Source organism: Maritalea sp. (assembly GCF_047634455.1).
In the GTDB taxonomy this organism is placed as follows: domain Bacteria; phylum Pseudomonadota; class Alphaproteobacteria; order Rhizobiales; family Devosiaceae; genus Maritalea.
This window is the reverse complement of sequence record NZ_JBLIAI010000058.1, coordinates 1-16,973: the sequence shown is the minus strand read 5'-3', so window position 1 is coordinate 16,973 and position 16,973 is coordinate 1. Positions and strand designations below refer to the sequence as shown.

21 protein-coding genes and 1 pseudogene are annotated in these 16,973 nt (G+C 50.5%); 12 read left to right on the top strand and 10 right to left on the bottom strand.

Features of this window, described 5'->3' with window-relative positions; all coding sequences use genetic code 11:
* The 5 genes from ACJAZW_RS12595 to ACJAZW_RS12575 form a co-directional block, all read left to right on the top strand.
* Positions 1 to 705: aldehyde dehydrogenase family protein (locus ACJAZW_RS12595; protein ID WP_415158625.1), on the top strand; the 705-nt coding region annotated here is incomplete at its 5' end.
* Positions 706 to 762: 57 nt separating this feature from the next.
* Positions 763 to 2,007: an NAD(P)/FAD-dependent oxidoreductase gene (locus ACJAZW_RS12590; RefSeq protein WP_415158623.1), complete on the top strand. Its 1,245-nt coding sequence runs from the start codon at positions 763 to 765 to the stop codon at positions 2,005 to 2,007.
* Between the two features lie 11 nt (positions 2,008 to 2,018).
* Positions 2,019 to 3,020 (top strand): 4-hydroxyproline epimerase, encoded by a 1,002-nt coding sequence (locus ACJAZW_RS12585; RefSeq protein ID WP_415158621.1) that lies wholly within the window; start codon positions 2,019 to 2,021, stop codon positions 3,018 to 3,020.
* 24 nt (positions 3,021 to 3,044) lie between these two features.
* Positions 3,045 to 4,154, top strand: coding sequence for a cis-3-hydroxy-L-proline dehydratase (locus ACJAZW_RS12580; RefSeq protein WP_415158619.1), 1,110 nt, complete (start codon positions 3,045 to 3,047; stop codon positions 4,152 to 4,154).
* A complete protein-coding gene (locus ACJAZW_RS12575; RefSeq protein ID WP_415158617.1) occupies positions 4,154 to 5,185 on the top strand; it encodes a trans-3-hydroxy-L-proline dehydratase in 1,032 nt (343 codons plus the stop codon). Before ACJAZW_RS12580 ends, ACJAZW_RS12575 begins: the two co-directional genes overlap by 1 nt.
* Before the next feature lie 157 nt (positions 5,186 to 5,342).
* On the opposite strand, the gene ACJAZW_RS12570 is transcribed toward ACJAZW_RS12575, so the two are convergent.
* Positions 5,343 to 6,350, bottom strand: a complete 1,008-nt coding sequence (locus ACJAZW_RS12570; protein WP_415158615.1) for a YeiH family protein — start codon at positions 6,348 to 6,350, stop codon at positions 5,343 to 5,345.
* Between the two features lie 20 nt (positions 6,351 to 6,370).
* Positions 6,371 to 6,847, bottom strand: coding sequence for an iron-responsive transcriptional regulator RirA (rirA, locus tag ACJAZW_RS12565; RefSeq protein ID WP_415158613.1), 477 nt, complete (start codon positions 6,845 to 6,847; stop codon positions 6,371 to 6,373).
* 116 nt (positions 6,848 to 6,963) lie between these two features.
* Between rirA and ACJAZW_RS12560 the strand changes: the two genes are divergently transcribed.
* Positions 6,964 to 7,635 carry an NnrU family protein gene (locus tag ACJAZW_RS12560; protein ID WP_415158611.1) on the top strand — a complete coding sequence of 224 codons (672 nt, stop codon included), beginning with the start codon at positions 6,964 to 6,966 and terminating at the stop codon, positions 7,633 to 7,635.
* Here the strand turns inward: ACJAZW_RS12560 and ACJAZW_RS12555 are convergent.
* Both ACJAZW_RS12555 and ACJAZW_RS12550 read right to left on the bottom strand, forming a co-directional pair.
* On the bottom strand, positions 7,632 to 8,285 hold the full coding sequence (locus ACJAZW_RS12555) for an NUDIX hydrolase (RefSeq protein ID WP_415158609.1): 654 nt from the start codon (positions 8,283 to 8,285) through the stop codon (positions 7,632 to 7,634). The genes ACJAZW_RS12560 and ACJAZW_RS12555 overlap by 4 nt on opposite strands.
* 20 nt (positions 8,286 to 8,305) lie before the next feature.
* Positions 8,306 to 9,622, bottom strand: coding sequence for a lipopolysaccharide biosynthesis protein (locus ACJAZW_RS12550; RefSeq protein WP_415158608.1), 1,317 nt, complete (start codon positions 9,620 to 9,622; stop codon positions 8,306 to 8,308).
* Positions 9,623 to 9,846: 224 nt separating this feature from the next.
* Here ACJAZW_RS12550 and ACJAZW_RS12545 point away from each other — a divergent pair, with 224 nt between their 5' ends.
* Both ACJAZW_RS12545 and ACJAZW_RS12540 read left to right on the top strand, forming a co-directional pair.
* Positions 9,847 to 10,146: a DUF2218 domain-containing protein gene (locus ACJAZW_RS12545; protein ID WP_415158603.1), complete on the top strand. Its 300-nt coding sequence runs from the start codon at positions 9,847 to 9,849 to the stop codon at positions 10,144 to 10,146.
* A gap of 74 nt (positions 10,147 to 10,220) precedes the next feature.
* Complete coding sequence (locus ACJAZW_RS12540; RefSeq protein WP_415158598.1) at positions 10,221 to 11,030, top strand: isocitrate lyase/PEP mutase family protein; 810 nt, start codon at positions 10,221 to 10,223, stop codon at positions 11,028 to 11,030.
* A gap of 54 nt (positions 11,031 to 11,084) precedes the next feature.
* Here the strand turns inward: ACJAZW_RS12540 and ACJAZW_RS12535 are convergent, their stop codons facing one another.
* The 4 genes from ACJAZW_RS12535 to ACJAZW_RS12520 all read right to left on the bottom strand — a co-directional run bounded on the left by ACJAZW_RS12535 (position 11,085) and on the right by ACJAZW_RS12520 (position 13,180).
* Entirely contained in the window at positions 11,085 to 11,381 is a 297-nt protein-coding gene (locus tag ACJAZW_RS12535) for an AzlD family protein (RefSeq protein ID WP_415158596.1), read from the bottom strand.
* A 1-nt stretch (position 11,382) separates the two neighbouring features.
* Positions 11,383 to 12,099: an AzlC family ABC transporter permease gene (locus ACJAZW_RS12530; RefSeq protein WP_415158594.1), complete on the bottom strand. Its 717-nt coding sequence runs from the start codon at positions 12,097 to 12,099 to the stop codon at positions 11,383 to 11,385.
* Between the two features lie 129 nt (positions 12,100 to 12,228).
* Positions 12,229 to 12,531: a YciI family protein gene (locus ACJAZW_RS12525; RefSeq protein ID WP_415158592.1), complete on the bottom strand. Its 303-nt coding sequence runs from the start codon at positions 12,529 to 12,531 to the stop codon at positions 12,229 to 12,231.
* A 67-nt stretch (positions 12,532 to 12,598) separates the two neighbouring features.
* A complete protein-coding gene (locus ACJAZW_RS12520) occupies positions 12,599 to 13,180 on the bottom strand; it encodes an ATP-dependent Clp protease proteolytic subunit (protein WP_415158590.1) in 582 nt (193 codons plus the stop codon).
* Positions 13,181 to 13,469: 289 nt separating this feature from the next.
* Here ACJAZW_RS12520 and ACJAZW_RS12515 point away from each other — a divergent pair, with 289 nt between their 5' ends.
* The 4 genes from ACJAZW_RS12515 (at position 13,470) to ACJAZW_RS12500 (ending at position 16,121) form a co-directional block, all read left to right on the top strand.
* A complete protein-coding gene (locus ACJAZW_RS12515; protein WP_415158588.1) occupies positions 13,470 to 14,636 on the top strand; it encodes a M20 aminoacylase family protein in 1,167 nt (388 codons plus the stop codon).
* A 95-nt stretch (positions 14,637 to 14,731) separates the two neighbouring features.
* Complete coding sequence (locus tag ACJAZW_RS12510; protein WP_415158586.1) at positions 14,732 to 15,334, top strand: RNA polymerase sigma factor; 603 nt, start codon at positions 14,732 to 14,734, stop codon at positions 15,332 to 15,334.
* Positions 15,335 to 15,403: 69 nt separating this feature from the next.
* Complete coding sequence (locus ACJAZW_RS12505; RefSeq protein ID WP_415158584.1) at positions 15,404 to 15,697, top strand: zf-HC2 domain-containing protein; 294 nt, start codon at positions 15,404 to 15,406, stop codon at positions 15,695 to 15,697.
* Entirely contained in the window at positions 15,687 to 16,121 is a 435-nt protein-coding gene (locus tag ACJAZW_RS12500) for a DUF6789 family protein (RefSeq protein WP_415158582.1), read from the top strand. Before ACJAZW_RS12505 ends, ACJAZW_RS12500 begins: the two co-directional genes overlap by 11 nt.
* A 50-nt stretch (positions 16,122 to 16,171) precedes the next feature.
* On the opposite strand, the gene ACJAZW_RS12495 is transcribed toward ACJAZW_RS12500, so the two are convergent.
* Both ACJAZW_RS12495 and ACJAZW_RS12490 read right to left on the bottom strand, forming a co-directional pair.
* Positions 16,172 to 16,510: a DOPA 4,5-dioxygenase family protein gene (locus ACJAZW_RS12495; RefSeq protein ID WP_415158580.1), complete on the bottom strand. Its 339-nt coding sequence runs from the start codon at positions 16,508 to 16,510 to the stop codon at positions 16,172 to 16,174.
* Positions 16,511 to 16,657: 147 nt separating this feature from the next.
* Positions 16,658 to 16,973, bottom strand: a pseudogene (locus tag ACJAZW_RS12490) (hypothetical protein); the annotation flags it as partial.

Here is a 16,973-nt window from a genome sequence, read left to right as displayed (position 1 = left end):
GTTCAGCTTGAAATGGGCGGTAAAAACCCAATGGTTGTGCTTGATGACGCCGATTTGAAAAACGCTGTTGAAGTGAGTGTAAACGGGGCATTCTTCTCAACTGGTCAGCGTTGTACAGCATCGTCGCGCTTGGTAGTGACTGAAGGTATTCACGATAAGTTTGTTGCCGCCGTTGAAGAACGTTTAGCAGGCCTCAATGTGGGGCATGCTTTGCGGGCTGACACACATATCGGTCCGGTTGTTGACGCAACACAGCTTCAGCAAGACCTCGACTATGTGGACATTGCAGCCAAAGAGGGCGGTAAGGTTTTCGGCGGTCAACGGCTTAACCGCGACACAGAAGGCTTCTTCATGGCCCCTGCCTTGGTGACTGAAACAACTAACGGCATGCGCATCAACCAAGAAGAAGTGTTTGGCCCGGTCGCCAGCGTAATCCGCGTCAAGGATTATGATGAAGCTTTGGCTGTCGCCAACGACACCGAGTTCGGCTTGTCGTCAGGCATCTGCACAACGTCGCTTAAGCACGCGAGTCATTTCAAAGCCAACGCCCAAGCGGGTATGGTTATGGTGAACTTGCCAACAGCGGGCGTGGATTACCACGTTCCATTTGGCGGCACCAAGGGCTCAAGCTTTGGCTCACGTGAGCAAGGCTCATACGCGGCTGAATTCTACACCACCGTCAAAACTGCCTACACACTACCATAACCAACATTACACCCGGCGGTTTGCCGTCGGGTGCATTTCCTTTGATCAGGTGATCCGATGTCCAAAAACAATGTGCAACATGATGTGATTATTGTCGGGGCCGGGATCATCGGCCTGTCGATTGCGCATTATTTGCAACAAGAGGGCCGCATGGTCACGCTGGTGGATCGCAAAGGCATTGCGCAAGAAGCCAGCTTTGGCAATGCAGCGGCTTTTGCGGTGACAGACCTTCTACCGTTGGCTTCGCCGGGCATGTTACTCAAAGCGCCGAAATGGCTGCTTGATCCGCTCGGTCCGCTGACCATCCGCCCTTCATATTTGCCCAAGATCACGCCGTTTTTGCTTAAGTTTTTCCGCGCCAGCTGGCCGGATCAATATAAGCGGTCGGTCGAGACGCAGGCTGAACTGATGAATCTATCGCGTGCCGAGATCGCTAAAATTGCGCAGATGCCGAAAATGGGTAACCAAATTCGCTCCGATGGCGCGTTGCATCTTTACGAGAATGAAGCCGACGCTAAGGCCAACGACGAGAACAATCAAGCGCGAAAAAAACACGGCATTCCGTTTCGTCATGTTGAAGGTGAGGAGCTAGCAGACTTACAGCCCGGCCTTTCGCCGCACATCAAAAGCGCTACGTTTTTGCCCACTTGGCAAACCGTGGATGACCCGTTTGAATGGGCAAACTCGATCTGGGACATGGTGCGTTCCGATGGTGGGGAACTGATTCAAAGTGAAGTTTCTGACCTCAAAATGTCAGGCGAGATAACGCTGGCCGATGGACAAAAAATCAAGGGCACCAACATCATTATTGCCGCTGGCGCGTGGTCCCACAAATTGACCGCTAAGCTGGGTGACAAAATCCCGCTTGAAACGGAACGCGGCTATAATACGACTTTGCCTGTGGGCTCTTTCGACCTCAAGCGGCAACTGATCTTTGGCAGCCATGGCTTTGTTATGACTCCGCTTTCTACCGGCATTCGCGTCGGCGGTGCGGTCGAGTTCGCTGGATTGGAAGCTGAACCAAATTACAAGCGGTCTGAAATCATGCTGCAAAAAGCAAAGAAGTTTTTGCCCGATCTTGGCACCAAGAATGGCACCCAGTGGATGGGATTTCGCCCGTCGCTGCCAGACACATTGCCCGCAATTGGCCATGCATCTGCCAGCAACAAAATCACCTATGCATTTGGCCACGGCCATTTGGGCCTGACCCAAAGTTTGGCTACCGCCAAATTGGTCTGCGATCTGGTTGCAGGCCGTACCCCAGAAATCAACATGACCCCGTTTAACCCGTCTCGATTTTAGGATTTTTGAAGATGGCGAAGCATACGTTTAGATGCATCGATGGACATACATGCGGCAACCCCGTGCGCTTGGTCGCAGAGGGTGGCCCCGAGCTTGAAGGCGCGAATATGCTGGAAAAGCGGGCGCACTTTTTGGCCGAGTATGACTGGGTGCGCACCGCGCTCATGTTCGAGCCGCGCGGCCACGACATTATGTCCGGCTCTATCCTTTATCCATCGACGCGAGATGATTGCGATATCGCCATTCTGTTTATCGAAACGTCTGGCTGTTTGCCCATGTGTGGCCACGGCACCATCGGAACAGTGACCATGGCGCTTGAAGAAGGTTTGGTGACACCAAAAGAGCCGGGTGTTCTCTATCTGGATGCACCCGCGGGTCGCATCAAAGCCGAATATACAATGGTCGACGGTTTTGTGGAAGAAGTTCGCATCACCAATGTGGCAAGTTTCCTTTATGCCACAGGCATGACAGCAGAGGTGCCGGAGCTCGGCGAAATCAAAGTTGATGTGGCCTATGGCGGCAACTTTTATGCCATCGTGGAACCACAAGAAAACTTCAAAGACATTGAAGGTCTATCTTCGCTCGACCTGATCCGCTGGTCGCCAAAATTGCGTGCAGCGCTAAACGACAATTATGAGTTTCAACACCCCGAACATCCAGCAATAAATGGCCTAAGCCATATCCTTTGGACGGGCGCGGCACGTGACCCAGAAGCATCGGCCCGCAACGCCGTGTTTTATGGCGATAAAGCCATTGACCGTTCGCCCTGTGGCACAGGCACCTCGGCCCGCATGGCCCATTGGGCGGCTTTGGGCGACTTGAAGGTCGGTGAGGATTTTGTCCACGAGAGTATTATCGGCTCGCTGTTTAGGGGCCGTGTTGAGGCTGCCACAAAGGTTGGCGAGCTTGACGCCATCATTCCTTCAATCGGTGGTTGGGCCCGCAAAACGGGCGACAACACAATCTATGTGGATGATCGCGATCCCTTCAAACACGGCTTCATTCTGCCCTAAACCATTCCTTGGGAGGAAAAGAACATGAAAATCACAGCACTACGCGTTTATCAAATTGACCTGCCGCTGCGTGAAGGTCGTTACAATTGGTCCAATGGTAATTTTGTTGAGGTCTTTGACTCAACTGTTTTGGCGTTGGAAACGGACGCGGGCATTACTGGCTATGCCGAGTGTTGTCCGTTGGGCTCTGCCTATTTGCCAAGCTATGCTTTGGGCGTGCGCACCGGATTGCAGGAATTGGCGCAACATGTGATTGGGCTTGATCCACGCGATCTAAACGTCATCAACAAAGCCATGGACGAGGGCTTGCGCGGACACTTGTACGCCAAAGCACCAATCGACATTGCCTGCTGGGACATTTTGGGCAAAGCAACTGGCTTGCCTGTCTACACATTGCTCGGTGGAAAGCAGCAGGACAAAGTGGCGCTATACCGCGCGATTAGCCAAGAAGCCCCTGATGTTATGGCCAAAAAGATCGATGGTTACCGCAAAGAAGGTTACACAAAATTCCAGCTCAAAGTGGGCGGCGATGCGAACGATGATATCGCCCGCATTCACGCAACCCGCGAAGTGCTCGACAATGGCGAAGTGTTGGTGGCAGATGCCAATACAGGCTGGAACCGCCATGAAGCGGCGAGGGTTGTTGCTGCGGTTTCACACCTCGACGTCTATATCGAGCAGCCTTGCATGACGTACGAAGAGTGTTTATCGATCCGCCGTCGCACCGCGCGACCATTCATCATGGATGAAAACATCACGGATGATGCCATGCTGCGCAAAGGTTTGGCCGATGATGCGATGGATGCGATCAATCTTAAAATCTCAAAAGTTGGTGGCCTAACCAAAGCCCGCCTGATGCGGGATATGTGCGTGAATGCAGGCTTGGCCATGACCATCGAAGATACTTGGGGTGGAGATATTGTAACGGCAACAATCGCACATTTGGCGGCCTCTACTCCTGAAGAATTCTCCTTCTCGGCGACAGATTTCAATTCTTACGGCACAGTAGATTTCGCTGCAGGCGCACCAAAGCGCGTGGACGGCTTTATGTCCGCAACCGATGCGCCAGGTCTTGGGGTTGAGCCAGATTTTGATGTGCTCGGTGAGCCTGAATTTGAATTGCGAGCAGTCTAATGCGATCAAGCAAAACCATTCATGTTGTGTCATGCCATGCCGAAGGCGAGGTGGGTGATGTGATTGTTGGGGGCGTTGCACCGCCGCCCGGCGATACGCTATGGGAGCAACGAAAATTCATCGAGCAAGATGAAACACTACGCAATTTCATGCTCAATGAGCCACGCGGCGGTGTGTTCCGGCATGTGAATTTGTTGGTGCCGCCAAAGAACCCAAAAGCCCAAATGGGTTTTATCATCATGGAACCGGCAGACACGCCGCCCATGTCTGGCTCAAACTCTATTTGCGTGTCGACGGTCCTGCTCGATAGCGGTATTTTGCCGATGACGGAGCCAGAAACCCACCTAACGCTGGAAGCCCCAGGTGGGCTGATCAATGTGGTGGCGCAATGTAAAGACGGCAAAGCGCAGAGCATTACCGTCACCAACGTCAAAAGCTTTGTCGATCAGTTGCAAGTGCCATTGCAAGTTGACGGTTTGGGCGAAATCATCGTTGATACAGCCTATGGTGGCGATAGTTTTGTGATGGTGGACGCGCAAGCATTGGGCGTTGAAATTAAGCCGGAAAATGCCCGCAAAATTGCAGAGCTCGGCATGCGCATTACTGCCGCCGCAAACGAGCAATTAGGATTCACCCATCCTGAAAATGCTGATTGGGATCACATTTCCTTCTGCCAGTTTATGGGACCGATTGAGCGGGAAGGCGATACGCTGACAGGCGCAAACGCTGTCGCGATCCGGCCAGGCAAAATCGATCGTTCACCAACCGGTACAGGCTGCTCGGCGCGCATGGCGCTGATGCTGGCCAAAGGTGATATGAACGCTGCGGACAAATATATCGCTACCTCGATCACAGGTTCAACCTTCAATTGCGACATCGCAGAGGTCACCACCTGCGGCGACCTCACCGCTATCCTGCCGCGCATCAATGGCCGCGCATGGATCACCGGCACACACCAGCACATGCTCGACCCGTCTGACCCATGGCCTCAAGGCTATCGGCTCAGTGATACGTGGCCGATGGACGAATAATTTCACCCCACCCTCAATCCCTCCCCATCAAGGGGAGGGAGACGGAAGCCGTGGAATTTGGGTTAAAATGGATGAGTGGCGTCAGTTGGTAGGGCTGTCAGACTTGGCCCCTTGCTTTAGCAAGCGTGGCGAAAAATGTAGGGTTGGCTAAGCCAACTCAAACCAAAAACTGCAAGCCAAGCACAGCAATCAACGCGATCCAGATTGTTTCTGAGACGACAATCAACATCGCAATCGGACCGACATTCACGAGCTTCTTCAACGATGTTTTGACACCAAGGCCGACGATGGCGGTGACGAGGGCGAGCTTTGAGGCTTGATTGATCCATTCGCCAACCGAAGGCGGTATCCAGCCCATTGAATTCGCGCCAGCGAGCAACACGAACCAAAGTAAAAACATTGGGAACTGTTTTGTTGCCGAGCCCGCCGGTGACGCGCCACGAAACATGAAGATGCTGATCATGGCGATGACGGGCACAAGCATCGCGACACGGAACAGTTTGACGATGGTAGACACATCTCCAGCTTCTTGCGAAATGGAATACCCCGCGCCAACAACTTGCGCTACATCGTGAATGGTTGCGCCCAGAAATACCCCGGCTGTGGTGTCGTCAATACCCCAAAAGGAAATGATGGCCGGATAAAAAACCATCGCGACGGTGCTGAATGTGGTGACCGCAATCACCGTGAAAATGGTATCTTGCTCACTAATGCCATCTTTGCCCTTTGGTAATATCGAGGTGAGGGCAAGAGCCGCCGATGCGCCGCAAATGCCCACGGCGCCGCCCGTCAATAATCCAAATGCAGTATTGCGGCCGAGCATTTTGGAAATGAACACGCCGATGGCAATGGTGCTGAAAAGGCTAAATACAACAATCGCAAGCGGGATTGGCCCTAAGGCAACAATGTCGGTCAGCGTTATGCGCGCGCCCAATAGAGCAACGCCTGTTCTGAGCAAAGTACCGGAAGCGAAATTGATGCCGGGCATAATTTTGCCTGTCGGCGCAACAAAGTTGAACGCCATGCCGAGCAGCAACGCAAACAGCATAACGGGTGCGCCGTAATGGGCGGACAAAAACACCGCCACCAGCGCGACAGAAACGCAAAGCGAAAGCCCGGGCAGCTGGCGTGTGGTGGTTGAAACGAGCTTTTGAATTGTGACCATCTGGGTAAGAAGCTATGCCTTTAAGCGTCGGCCACTTTTCTTGGCGTGTCGCGCATCGCGATTTCAAGTTGCAAGAGCACATTGATGTTGCGACGATTGTCGGTCAGATCTTCGATTGTATATTCGTCCAACACATTCAAAAACGCGACCAAGGCACGATGCAGCGCGTGGTTGAGACCACAAGTGCCGGTGAGAGGACAATTGATGTCTTCACCGCCGGTTTCAAAACACTCTGCCAAAGCAAAATTGTCTTCGGTGGCGCGCACCACTTCGCCAAGCTTCATTTCACTAGCGGGGCGGCTTAGTTCAATGCCACCATGCCGTCCGCGCACCGTTTTAACAAACCCGGCATGGTTCAGGACTTGTAAGATTTTGAACAGGAACGTTTCGGAGATTTTGTAGAATTCTGCGATATCCGCTATGCGGCTAAGGCCGTCATTGCTGGCGCAATACATCAATATGCGAACCGCATAATTGGACTGTTTTGTCAGGCGCATGGATGAATCCTTACTCTCGTTCTCATCTTTATAGCAACAAAACTGGAAAGGTGAAATGCCGCATTGATCTTCCAGCCTTTTTGTTCAAAATAGTTTGAAATTGATAGGGGGCATCAATGCTCAATTTTGGCTTCGCATTGTTCGCGTTTTTAGCCGCGCACGTCATTCCGCGCTCAACTGGTTTGCGTGATTGGGGTATCGCTCGATTTGGTCGTAAATCATATATGATGGCCTATTCGCTGATGTCACTTGGTTTGCTGGTCTGGCTTTTGAGCGCGGCAATTAATGCGCCCTATTTAGGGCTTTGGGTCACGACTCAGTTAAGCGTTACTGTTGCAATTATCGTAATGTTCTTCGCCTGCATCATATTTTCCAGTGGAGTTATTCGGTCAAACTCGCTCTCAATTTCGTTCCGTGGCGGTGAAACGGACTTGGACAATCCCGGCATTTTAGCGCTGGTGCGCCACCCGATCATTTTTGCGTTTTTGCTTTGGTCCGCTGCACACCTTTTGGTAAATGGTGATGTTGTTGGCGTGATCTTGTTTGGTGGCATGTTGCTGTTTAGTGTTTTGGGCCTGCGAATTGCGCTAAGACGTGCCACGAAACGGCTTAGTGCTGACCAACTCGCAAATTATCTGACCGTGGACCAAGGACCGATTGGCGAACGCATTAGGCGTGCAATGAGCGCCAAGTTTGCCGTGGAGATAGCAACAGGGTCGTTGTTGTTTCTTGCGCTCCTGTTTGGCCACCAATATTTTATTGGTGTTAGCCCGTTGGTCTATTTTTAGTCGAACAAAAAGGTGCACACTTTATCGTGCAACGGCTGCACGTTATTGGGAAGGTTTGCCGTTTTTAGAATATAGCGTGCGGCAGACCATATCGCAGCTACATGCATGGCCTGCATGATCAATTCGCCGCTTGAGATATCTGCCAAAACGTCAACAAAATCTCGTTTGACTGTGAGGCAAAACTCGCTACCTCCCGCGTCAAAGTTTGGTTCCGCAACTCTTTGAGCATCAAACGAAATATATGAGCGCACTAAATTCGATTGGGTGGCCGGGTTCGGCATTGCGGTCAATAACAGCTTTGGATCATGGGTCCTGTAGCCTGTTTCTTCCAAAAGTTCGCGTTTTGCAGCCGCTTTACTGGCGACAGATATTGACCTTCCATCAACACCATCAACTGCGCCACTGACCAGCCCAAAAACCGCATGTCCCGCGCCGTGCCGATATTCATCAACAAGGATTAACTCCAAGCTTTCTTGATCAAATGCGATAATATTGATCCATTCGGGAAACTTGATGACGTGATATGGTTCGACAATGTCGCCATTTGCAGTTTCACAACGATCAGATCGCAAGCGGAGCCATTTGTCTTCAAATGTTGTTTTGCTTTTAAGAATTTTCCATGGCTTTGGCCGACGGTTTTGATCAAGCATAAAATCTCTCAAAGTATGAATTAAGTGCGTCTTGCGGTGAGGCGTACCAGTGCAGGCAATATGGAAACGTCAGTGCCGGTAATTCTTTTTGTTGTATGCCAAACCATCAGTGAACCAATGAAATATGACACTACCGCAGAAAATGCTGCGCCAACAAGACCCCAGATTGGGACAAAAATTAAATTGGCCAATATCATCGTAGTTAAACCCAGCGCAACGGCGGGCAGGCTGGCGTAAGGGCGGTTGCGCGCGGAAAGAATGAGCGGACCCGGGCCAAAAATCGAACGCACGACAAGGCTTATGCACAAAATAACCAATGGCCAATAGCCGCCGGAAAAATCCTTGCCGAATAGGCTCAGCACCAAAGGACTAACGATCGCAATGGCAAGTGTAAGCACCACGGCTAAGCCCGTCGCCATTAAATTTGTATCACCGATTTTATCACTTAATCCGGCAACATCATTCTTGGTAACGTCTTCCAGCATACCGGGCATGGTCACCGCATAAACGGCCGTAATACCGTAGGACGCGAGCACGAAAATACGCGTGCCTACGCCGAATATGGCTATTTGTTCTTTTTCCATCATGGCGGTGAGGATCAACAAGTCAGCATCAAAAAAGAAATCAGTCGACAGTGTAATGATCACCCAAGGGAGGGCAAAATAGAACCAACGACGGACATCGGGTGCCGGGGCGTCTGGTGCGGTCGGCAAGCTAATCAGGTGGCGTGCGGTGATGGCAAACTGCACCAAAATGACAACGCAATAGGCGGTCGCCAAAATCCAGAGCAAAGTGATAATGTTTTCGCCTGGGGCAGCAACAACGAAACTGATCGCTAGCGCGACAACGATCAAAATTGGTCGAAATATTGTGTCGGCAAAAAAACCAACAAAGGGCCGCTTCAAGCCAACAAGAATACCGGCATTGACGAAAAAGATAGCGGAACCAATCGACATGACAGAAATGGGCCACCACAAATGTATTAAGTGTGCGCCTGTTTCGCCGATCAATGGCACCAATTGCCCGACAAAGTATGTAATGGCGATGCCGGGAAAAATGATGAGGCCGTAGGCCAGCTTTGCAAAAGACCGCAAACCTCGTCCATCGCCTTTTGCGGCATATTCGGCCGCAAAATACGAACCTATGGTTTGCATGCCGAGCGGTAACAAGATGGCCAACAGGTTGATCGTGGCAATCGCAATCAGATACTCGCCAAGCTGTGCGGTACCCCATAGACGGGCAATGGCTGCTTGCGCCAAAAAAATTGTGCCCGCGCCACTAATCCGGACTGCAAACAATATTGCGGATTTTGATGCGAGTTGTTGCCGAAGCCCCATCGATATCTTCCATGCCTAACTGCATTTTGCCCATTACCGCTAGTGGGCCAAGTGGTTTGGGTCAAACAAACTCTACTATCAACAGCATTAAATCTTCGTAAGGTTGAGGCTCAGGGGGGGGTGTTGAAACTTGACTATAGCAATCATATAATACGAATATAGATGATACACATGTACAAAAAAATGCACAAAATCCATGTGCGTTAGGAAGACTGGACCCAAGAATGAAAAGATCAACTTCAACCTTTAAGACCGAAAAAGGCGGGCGTTACCTAGGCCAATTGGTGAAGCATTTTGCGCACAAAACTGACGCAGCGTTTGAGGGCAACAAAGGGTATATCAAATTTGAGTTTGGCACGGCCAACATGAGCGCAGACGCCGAGGGCTTGCACATTACAGTGGAAGCGACAGACGATGAATTGTTGGCGCGCACCATGGTAGTGATTGAAAGCCACCTGATACGGTTTGCTTTCCGTGAGGAGCTCGATAGCCTTACTTGGCATGATTTTACGATTAACGCCTGATTGCCGATTGCAGGGGACTTGCAGTCTGATATAATTTACGTCAATAATACTGACCTAAAAGACAGGAGATTCCCATGCCACAATCATCCCAGTTTCGAAAACTTCATCAACCGGGGAACCCTTTCATTTTGGCAAACGCGTGGGACATCGGGTCTGCGCGTATGCTAGAAGCAATGGGGGCGAAAGCTGTCGCCACATCTTCCGCCGCCTTGGCCTTTGTCAAAGGGCGAGCTGATCTGGGTGACCTCAGCCGTGAGGATGCTGTGGCCCATGCTGACGAATTGAACAAAGCGGTTGAAGTGCCTCTAAGTGGCGATTTTGAAAACGGTTTTGGGCCAACGACAGACGACGTCGTTCATACCATTCAGGCCGCAGGCGCGATTGGCATAGCGGGCTGCGGCATTGAAGACATGGATTTGCCAAATACGCATCCTTACGCGTTTGAGCGCGCTGTTGAGCGGATTGAAGCCGCAGCACATGCAGCCCGAGCATTACCCTATGATTTTGTGCTCACCGCTCGCGCCGACGGCGTGATGCATGGCAAATATGATTTGGACGAAGCCATTCGCCGCTTACAAGCCTTCCACAAGGCTGGGGCAGACGTCTTGTTCGCGCCAATGCCCGGGTCCATGCAAAATGTGGCGCGCATTTGCCGCGAGGTTGACGGGCCGGTGAACGCGATTTGTGCTGGTCCCTTCACGCAAAACACGGTCGCACAATTTGCACATGCTGGTGCAGCCCGGATCAGCTTGGGCTCTAGCCTAGCGCGGATCACCCACCGCGCCATTTTTGACGCCGCAACAGCGATGTTCGGTACTGGTGACTTGTCGTTGCTTGGTAAATCAATCTCAGGTGTTGAAATCGAAAAGCTCATTAAACGATAGTTTATTGAAAGGGACGGCGATCACTTTGAAAAGTGTGAACCGCTTTTCCTGCGTCTAGCCAATCAGGCTACGCAATGCCACAAGAGCAATTAAGCTCACCACAACACTGACGATGATGGAAAATCGCGAGGCAACAAGCGCTGCAACTGCTATCGCCAAGGCTTCTGCTGGGCCATGCGTAAAAAGTGACGGGGCAACAAGCGCCGTCATGACGGCCGTGGGCACTGCCGCCAAAGCGGCTCTTAACCGGTGATGGATCGCGCCAAACTGGGAAATGATAATGTGACCGCTCACGCGCGTTAGATAGGTCACGGCAGCGGACGCAATGATGATCAAAATAGGGTCAGACACCTTACGCCTCCAACTCTGGTTTGCTCATCACAGCTGCAAAAATCATCCCACCTATGCCACCAATAGCAATGTTCCATGGGCTACCGAATGCCAAATAGGCGAGGGCAGATGATATGCCGCTAACCACAAAGATCGGCCAAAAGAAGCGGCGTTGGCGGAACCCGAGCACGATCCCTGTGAAATATAGCGGCAAGATAAAGTCAACGCCGATTGCTGCGGGGTCAGTAATGAATGAGCCAAAAAGTGCACCAAGGAAACTCATGAATATCCAGGTCAAATAAAGTAAGACTGCATAAGAAAAATAGAATGACGGTTGCAATTTGCGCTTAGCTGCCCGAGTTTCAGCCATGCCAAATTGTGGATCAACCAACAAGAAGAATGCGCCCGCCTTTTGTATTGGTGAAAAGGAACCAAGGTGCTGACTTAACGATGCAGAATAAAGCACATGCCGAAAATTTAAGGCGAACACAGCCAAGATGATTGACCAAGCGGGTGCCTGCTGACCCAACAAATCGAGCATGACGAATTGGCTGGCGCCTGCATAAATGAACGCAGAAGTCATCACGGTCTGTGAAACGCTAAATCCCGCTTTTACGGCAACCGCGCCAAACATAACGGCAAATGGAATAATGGCGACCAGTATTGGCAGCGCTTCCCTCACACCGTCGCGGACTTCGGACGCCATGTTGGCTGGAATGGGCGTTTCAGCGGATGTCATTGATGAATTCCCATTCTTTACAAAACGAAGGAACTGGCATGAGACTAATCAAACTAGCTCCATTACACGATAGATGTATGGCAAACCAGTTTCCAAAAGTCTTGTACAATTAAGTAGCCAAAGCCGAAGTTATTTTGGTCGTGCAAATGTGCCACCGGCGTCGTCAATCACCCTGCGGGCGATGAACTCGGTGATGGTGATCTTTGCAACCCCTTCTATGACGAATGGGTCTGTGGCACAAAATGCCTCGAATTCAGCTCTGTCTTCGGCTTTTGCGAAAATAACGCCACCTGTGCGCGGCACCTTTGGGCCAGTGGTGACAAAGTAACCTTTTTCATAGCCCGTTTCGACAAATTCCATATGTGCATCGAAGTGCTTTTCAGCTTCTTTTAGTGGCACAACATATTCCAGATCGACGAAAAAGTTTTTCATATTAAGTTACTCCGACAAAAAACGCGCCACAAGGGCGCGCTTTGTAATCTACAATCGATTGATCAAACTATTTTAGTTCGTCAGCGCTGGTAATTACTTTACCAAGCAAGCCGTAGGCGAGCGCTTCGTCCGTATTCAACCAGAAATCACGTTTTGTGTCTTTTTCGATTTGTTCGGGTGTTTTGCCGGTCGCTATGGCGAACAATTCTTCAAACCGACGACGCATTTGTTTGATTTGGTCGGCTTGAATTTGAATATCAGAAACTTGGCCACCAACACCGCCAGATGGTTGGTGCATCAAAAAGCGGGTGTTTGGCAAACAAAGGCGATTTTCTTTTTTTGCACCAATAAAGATCAACGCACCAGCGCTTGCGACCCAGCCTGAGCCAATTGTGCGCACGGTCGGTTTGATGAACTTGATAATATCATGCACCATGTCACCACTTTCAACATGGCCGCCCGGCGATGAAATATAAACATTGATGGGATCATCATTGTCTTCAGCCAGCGCAAGCAAACGTGCCGTCGCATCGCGAGCCAACTTGTCGTTGATCTCGCCAGTAATCAGCACGGTACGGCTTTTAAAAAGCAGCTTTTCAACCGATGCGCTGTCCTGCTCGTCCTTAGCTTTGTCTTTTTCTTCAGCCATATCATCTCATCCTGTAATTCAGCCTAAAGCCCAGTTGGGGGCCGTGTCCTGCTTGATTTACATCTTGTACAATCAAGCGCAATGCAATTTGTATCGAACAGTTTATGATTCGCCTAAACTTATCGTAAATCGCGGTTACCATCATCTAAGTGCTGGTGAAGGCGGCTTCAAGGCAACAAAGCGTGATCGTGCATAACATGATGCGGTTTTTCCAATTGCATTTCTTAAATGTCCATGATCGAATAGTTAGAAATTGGTTGCACCAATTACGAATGTCAGAGGGAATATCATGCCAATCATCAATCGCATTTCTGAGTTTCACGACGAGCTCACCCAGATCCGGCGTGATATCCACGCGCACCCGGAGCTGGCGTTTCAAGAGCACCGTACCGCTGCGCTGGTGGCTGAAAAACTAAAAGAGTTTGGCGTTGATGAAGTGGTGACCGGCATTGGCCGCACGGGCGTCGTCGGGGTAATCAAAGGCAAAACCAACAAGTCGGGCCGGGTGATTGGCTTGCGCGCAGACATGGATGCGTTACCGATTGTTGAAGCGCAACCCCATGAATACAAGTCGACCAACCCTGGTGTGATGCATGCATGCGGCCATGATGGTCACACAACGATCCTGTTGGGTGCAGCAAAATATTTGGCCGAAACCCGAAATTTTGACGGCACTGCAATTATGATTTTCCAACCTGCCGAAGAAGGTGGCGGCGGCGGTAATGAGATGGTCAAAGATGGATTGATGGACCGTTTTGGCATTCATGAAGTTTACGGTCTGCACAATTCTCCTGGCAGGGAAGTTGGACATTTTGGCATACGCCCGGGATCACTTATGGCGGCGGCAGACACGTTTTGCATCGACATTATCGGCAAGGGCGCACACGCAGCGCGGCCACATTCAGGCATCGACCCCATCATTATCGGCACAGATTTGGTGCAAGCATTTCAAAAAATAGCATCCCGCAACACCGATCCGCTTAAATCGGTCGTCGTGTCCGTCACAACATTTCATGCTGGCGACGCAGACAATGTGATTCCGCAGACTGCTAAAATTTCTGGTACCGTGCGCACACTCGAAGAGGATGTTCGTGACTTGGCGCAAGAACGCATTACCCAGATTTGTGAATCAATCGCGCAGATGCATGGCGCTCAAATCAATTGCCAATATAACCGCGAGTACCCGGTCACAGTAAACGATGTAGAGCGGACCAAGTTCGCTGTGCAAGTCGCAAAAGAAGTGGTTGGTGAAGACCGCGTGGTGGATGATACTGACCCGGTAATGGGCGCAGAGGATTTTTCATTCATGCTCAACGCGCGGCCAGGTGCCTACATTTTCTTGGGGCAGGGCGATACTGCTGGTGTGCATCATCCTGATTATGACTTTAATGACGAGATTATCCCCATCGGCTGCTCTTATATGGTGAAGCTGGTGGAAAGAGGTATGCCCGCGTAAAAAGTCGGTGCACCATCAACATAGGGGACCTACGCACAGGCCCCCTATGATTTTTCTTACCCAAAGCCTAGTTTGAGCAAAATGGGAGGGTGCAATTGGATTCGTTGCTCCACACACGACTGCTCGCTGGCGAACAGCACGCTTTTGAAGAATTTTTCGCGGAGTTGAACCCAACAATGCTGCGTGTTGCGCAATCAATTACTGGAAATAGGGCGACCTCTGAAGAGGTAACGCAGGACGCGTGGTTGGCGGTGATTGAGAAATTGCAGTCTTTTAATGGCGACGCGCCTTTGCGTCATTGGGTGCTAAAGATTGTGTCCAACAAAGCGCTTACCCGCGCAACACGCGATGGAAAGTCGAACTCGTTGGATACATCAAGTGCGACTAGTGATGTGAACAATGATGCTTTTGCGTCGAATGGGGAATGGCGAGAGCCGCCAAACCTTTGGGACGAATTGACCCCTGAACGTATTCTGGGCGGGCATCAAGTGCTACGATTGGTTCACAATGCCATCAAAAATTTGCCACCTACCCAACAGGCTCTATTGGCGTTGGTGGAACGTGAAAAACTTAGCGCGAACCAGTGCGCTGAATTGCTGGACATTAGTGCCGGCAATGTGCGTGTGCAACTGCACAGAGCCCGCGAAACCATCCGCCAAATGCTCGATGAACAAATGGATGGTGAAAATAATTTGTAACACAATGCCAAGTCACCAGTCTTCTATATGAGGGCAAGGTTACACGCCCTGAATTCAACGGAGACCACGATGCTAAAATGTCGGGAAGTATGTGAAAAGGCGCACGCTTATGTTGACGGCGATCTGACCACTTGGGAAAAACTCATGGTTAGGCTGCACGTTTCAATGTGCAAAAACTGCACCGCGTTTATCGACCAAGCGCGTAAAACTAAAACCATACTTTCAAAATCACTACCAAACGATCTCAGCACACCGATGTCTCCAACATTAGTCGCAGCGTTTAGCAAACTAAAAAGCGAATCCGCTGGCGAGCAAACAACGTCTGAAAAGGCGCATATAAGGAGAAATTCTGATGACTCTTAAAAACGGATTACTGGGTGGTTTCGTGGGTTCAGCTGTGTTGGCCGCTATTTTTGTTCTAAAGTCGATGATGGGCATTATGCCAGAAATGGACATTATCGTAATGTTAAGTGCGATGATGGGTGCTCCGGTAATAGCGGGTTGGGCCGCTCACTTCATGATTGGGACGATTGCATGGGGCGGCATATTCGCCGTTGCTAACGACCTAATCCCCGGACGTACTCAAATCGTGAAAGGCATCGTCGTTGGTCTGGCCGCATGGTTGATGATGATGGTGGCTGTTTTGCCAATGGCAGGCGCGGGCTTTTTCGGCATCAATTTCGGGATCATGGGCGCAGTATTGCCTTTGATGTTGCACATCATTTTTGGTGCGGTGATGGGCTATGTATATTCTGCTATGGGACAGTCAAGCGCGCAAACCGCATAAAAATCAACGCAAATGCACAATTAGGCCCCGGTAGTTCTGGGGCCTTTTGTTCATCCAAAAATGCTCAAGTCCAGCTCCAAACCTGCACCAAGCCAAATCCCGCGATCTCGATGATCTACAAGATCGTCCCCGGTTTGGGGATGGGCAAAAACCACCAAATCTTTTCGGTTTAGCGCTAACCACGGCAATAGCTGCGCAAATTGTTCAGGCGATGCAGTCAATTGGCACGACCACATCGGGTGCGGCCCAACCGGTTCTTCATGCATCCTGCCCATTTTGACACCAAACAACTCAACCGCGCTTTCGCAAATTTGCTTGGCTAGACCAGCGGTCATGCCGCCATAATAAATATGAGCGTGATAATCTACAATAATTTCTGTGGTGTGCATCTAAAAATCCCCGTAATTATACGTACAATATATTTTGCATGTTAATAAAGTATAGCGGCGAAACCACTCGTTAAAAAGTGGATATTACCCGTTCAATGTACACGATTACATTGGAGTGGCAATGCAACAAAGAGTGAAGTTGGTGCTCTAGCGGATCCCGGATGTGATTTCTATACTTGCCCGATAAGAATATAGCTGATCGTTGCTCACAATTATGCTTGGAAATCGCGATACATTGACGGCGTTCGCGTGTTTTTGCGGCTCCAAACAAATCGCTGAGCACCTGCCAAAATTTCGCCCACGTTTGCCACTGGATAGAACGGTTTGGTTGTTGCCATTATATGTTTGCAGGCAAGGTTGGTTAGTCCACAGTTTAAGGCGCACACCGTTTCGCGCAACGACTTTGGCGACGGGCAATTCTGCGTCGCGGTTTTGGGGCAGAACATAGGCCATATCAAGACCA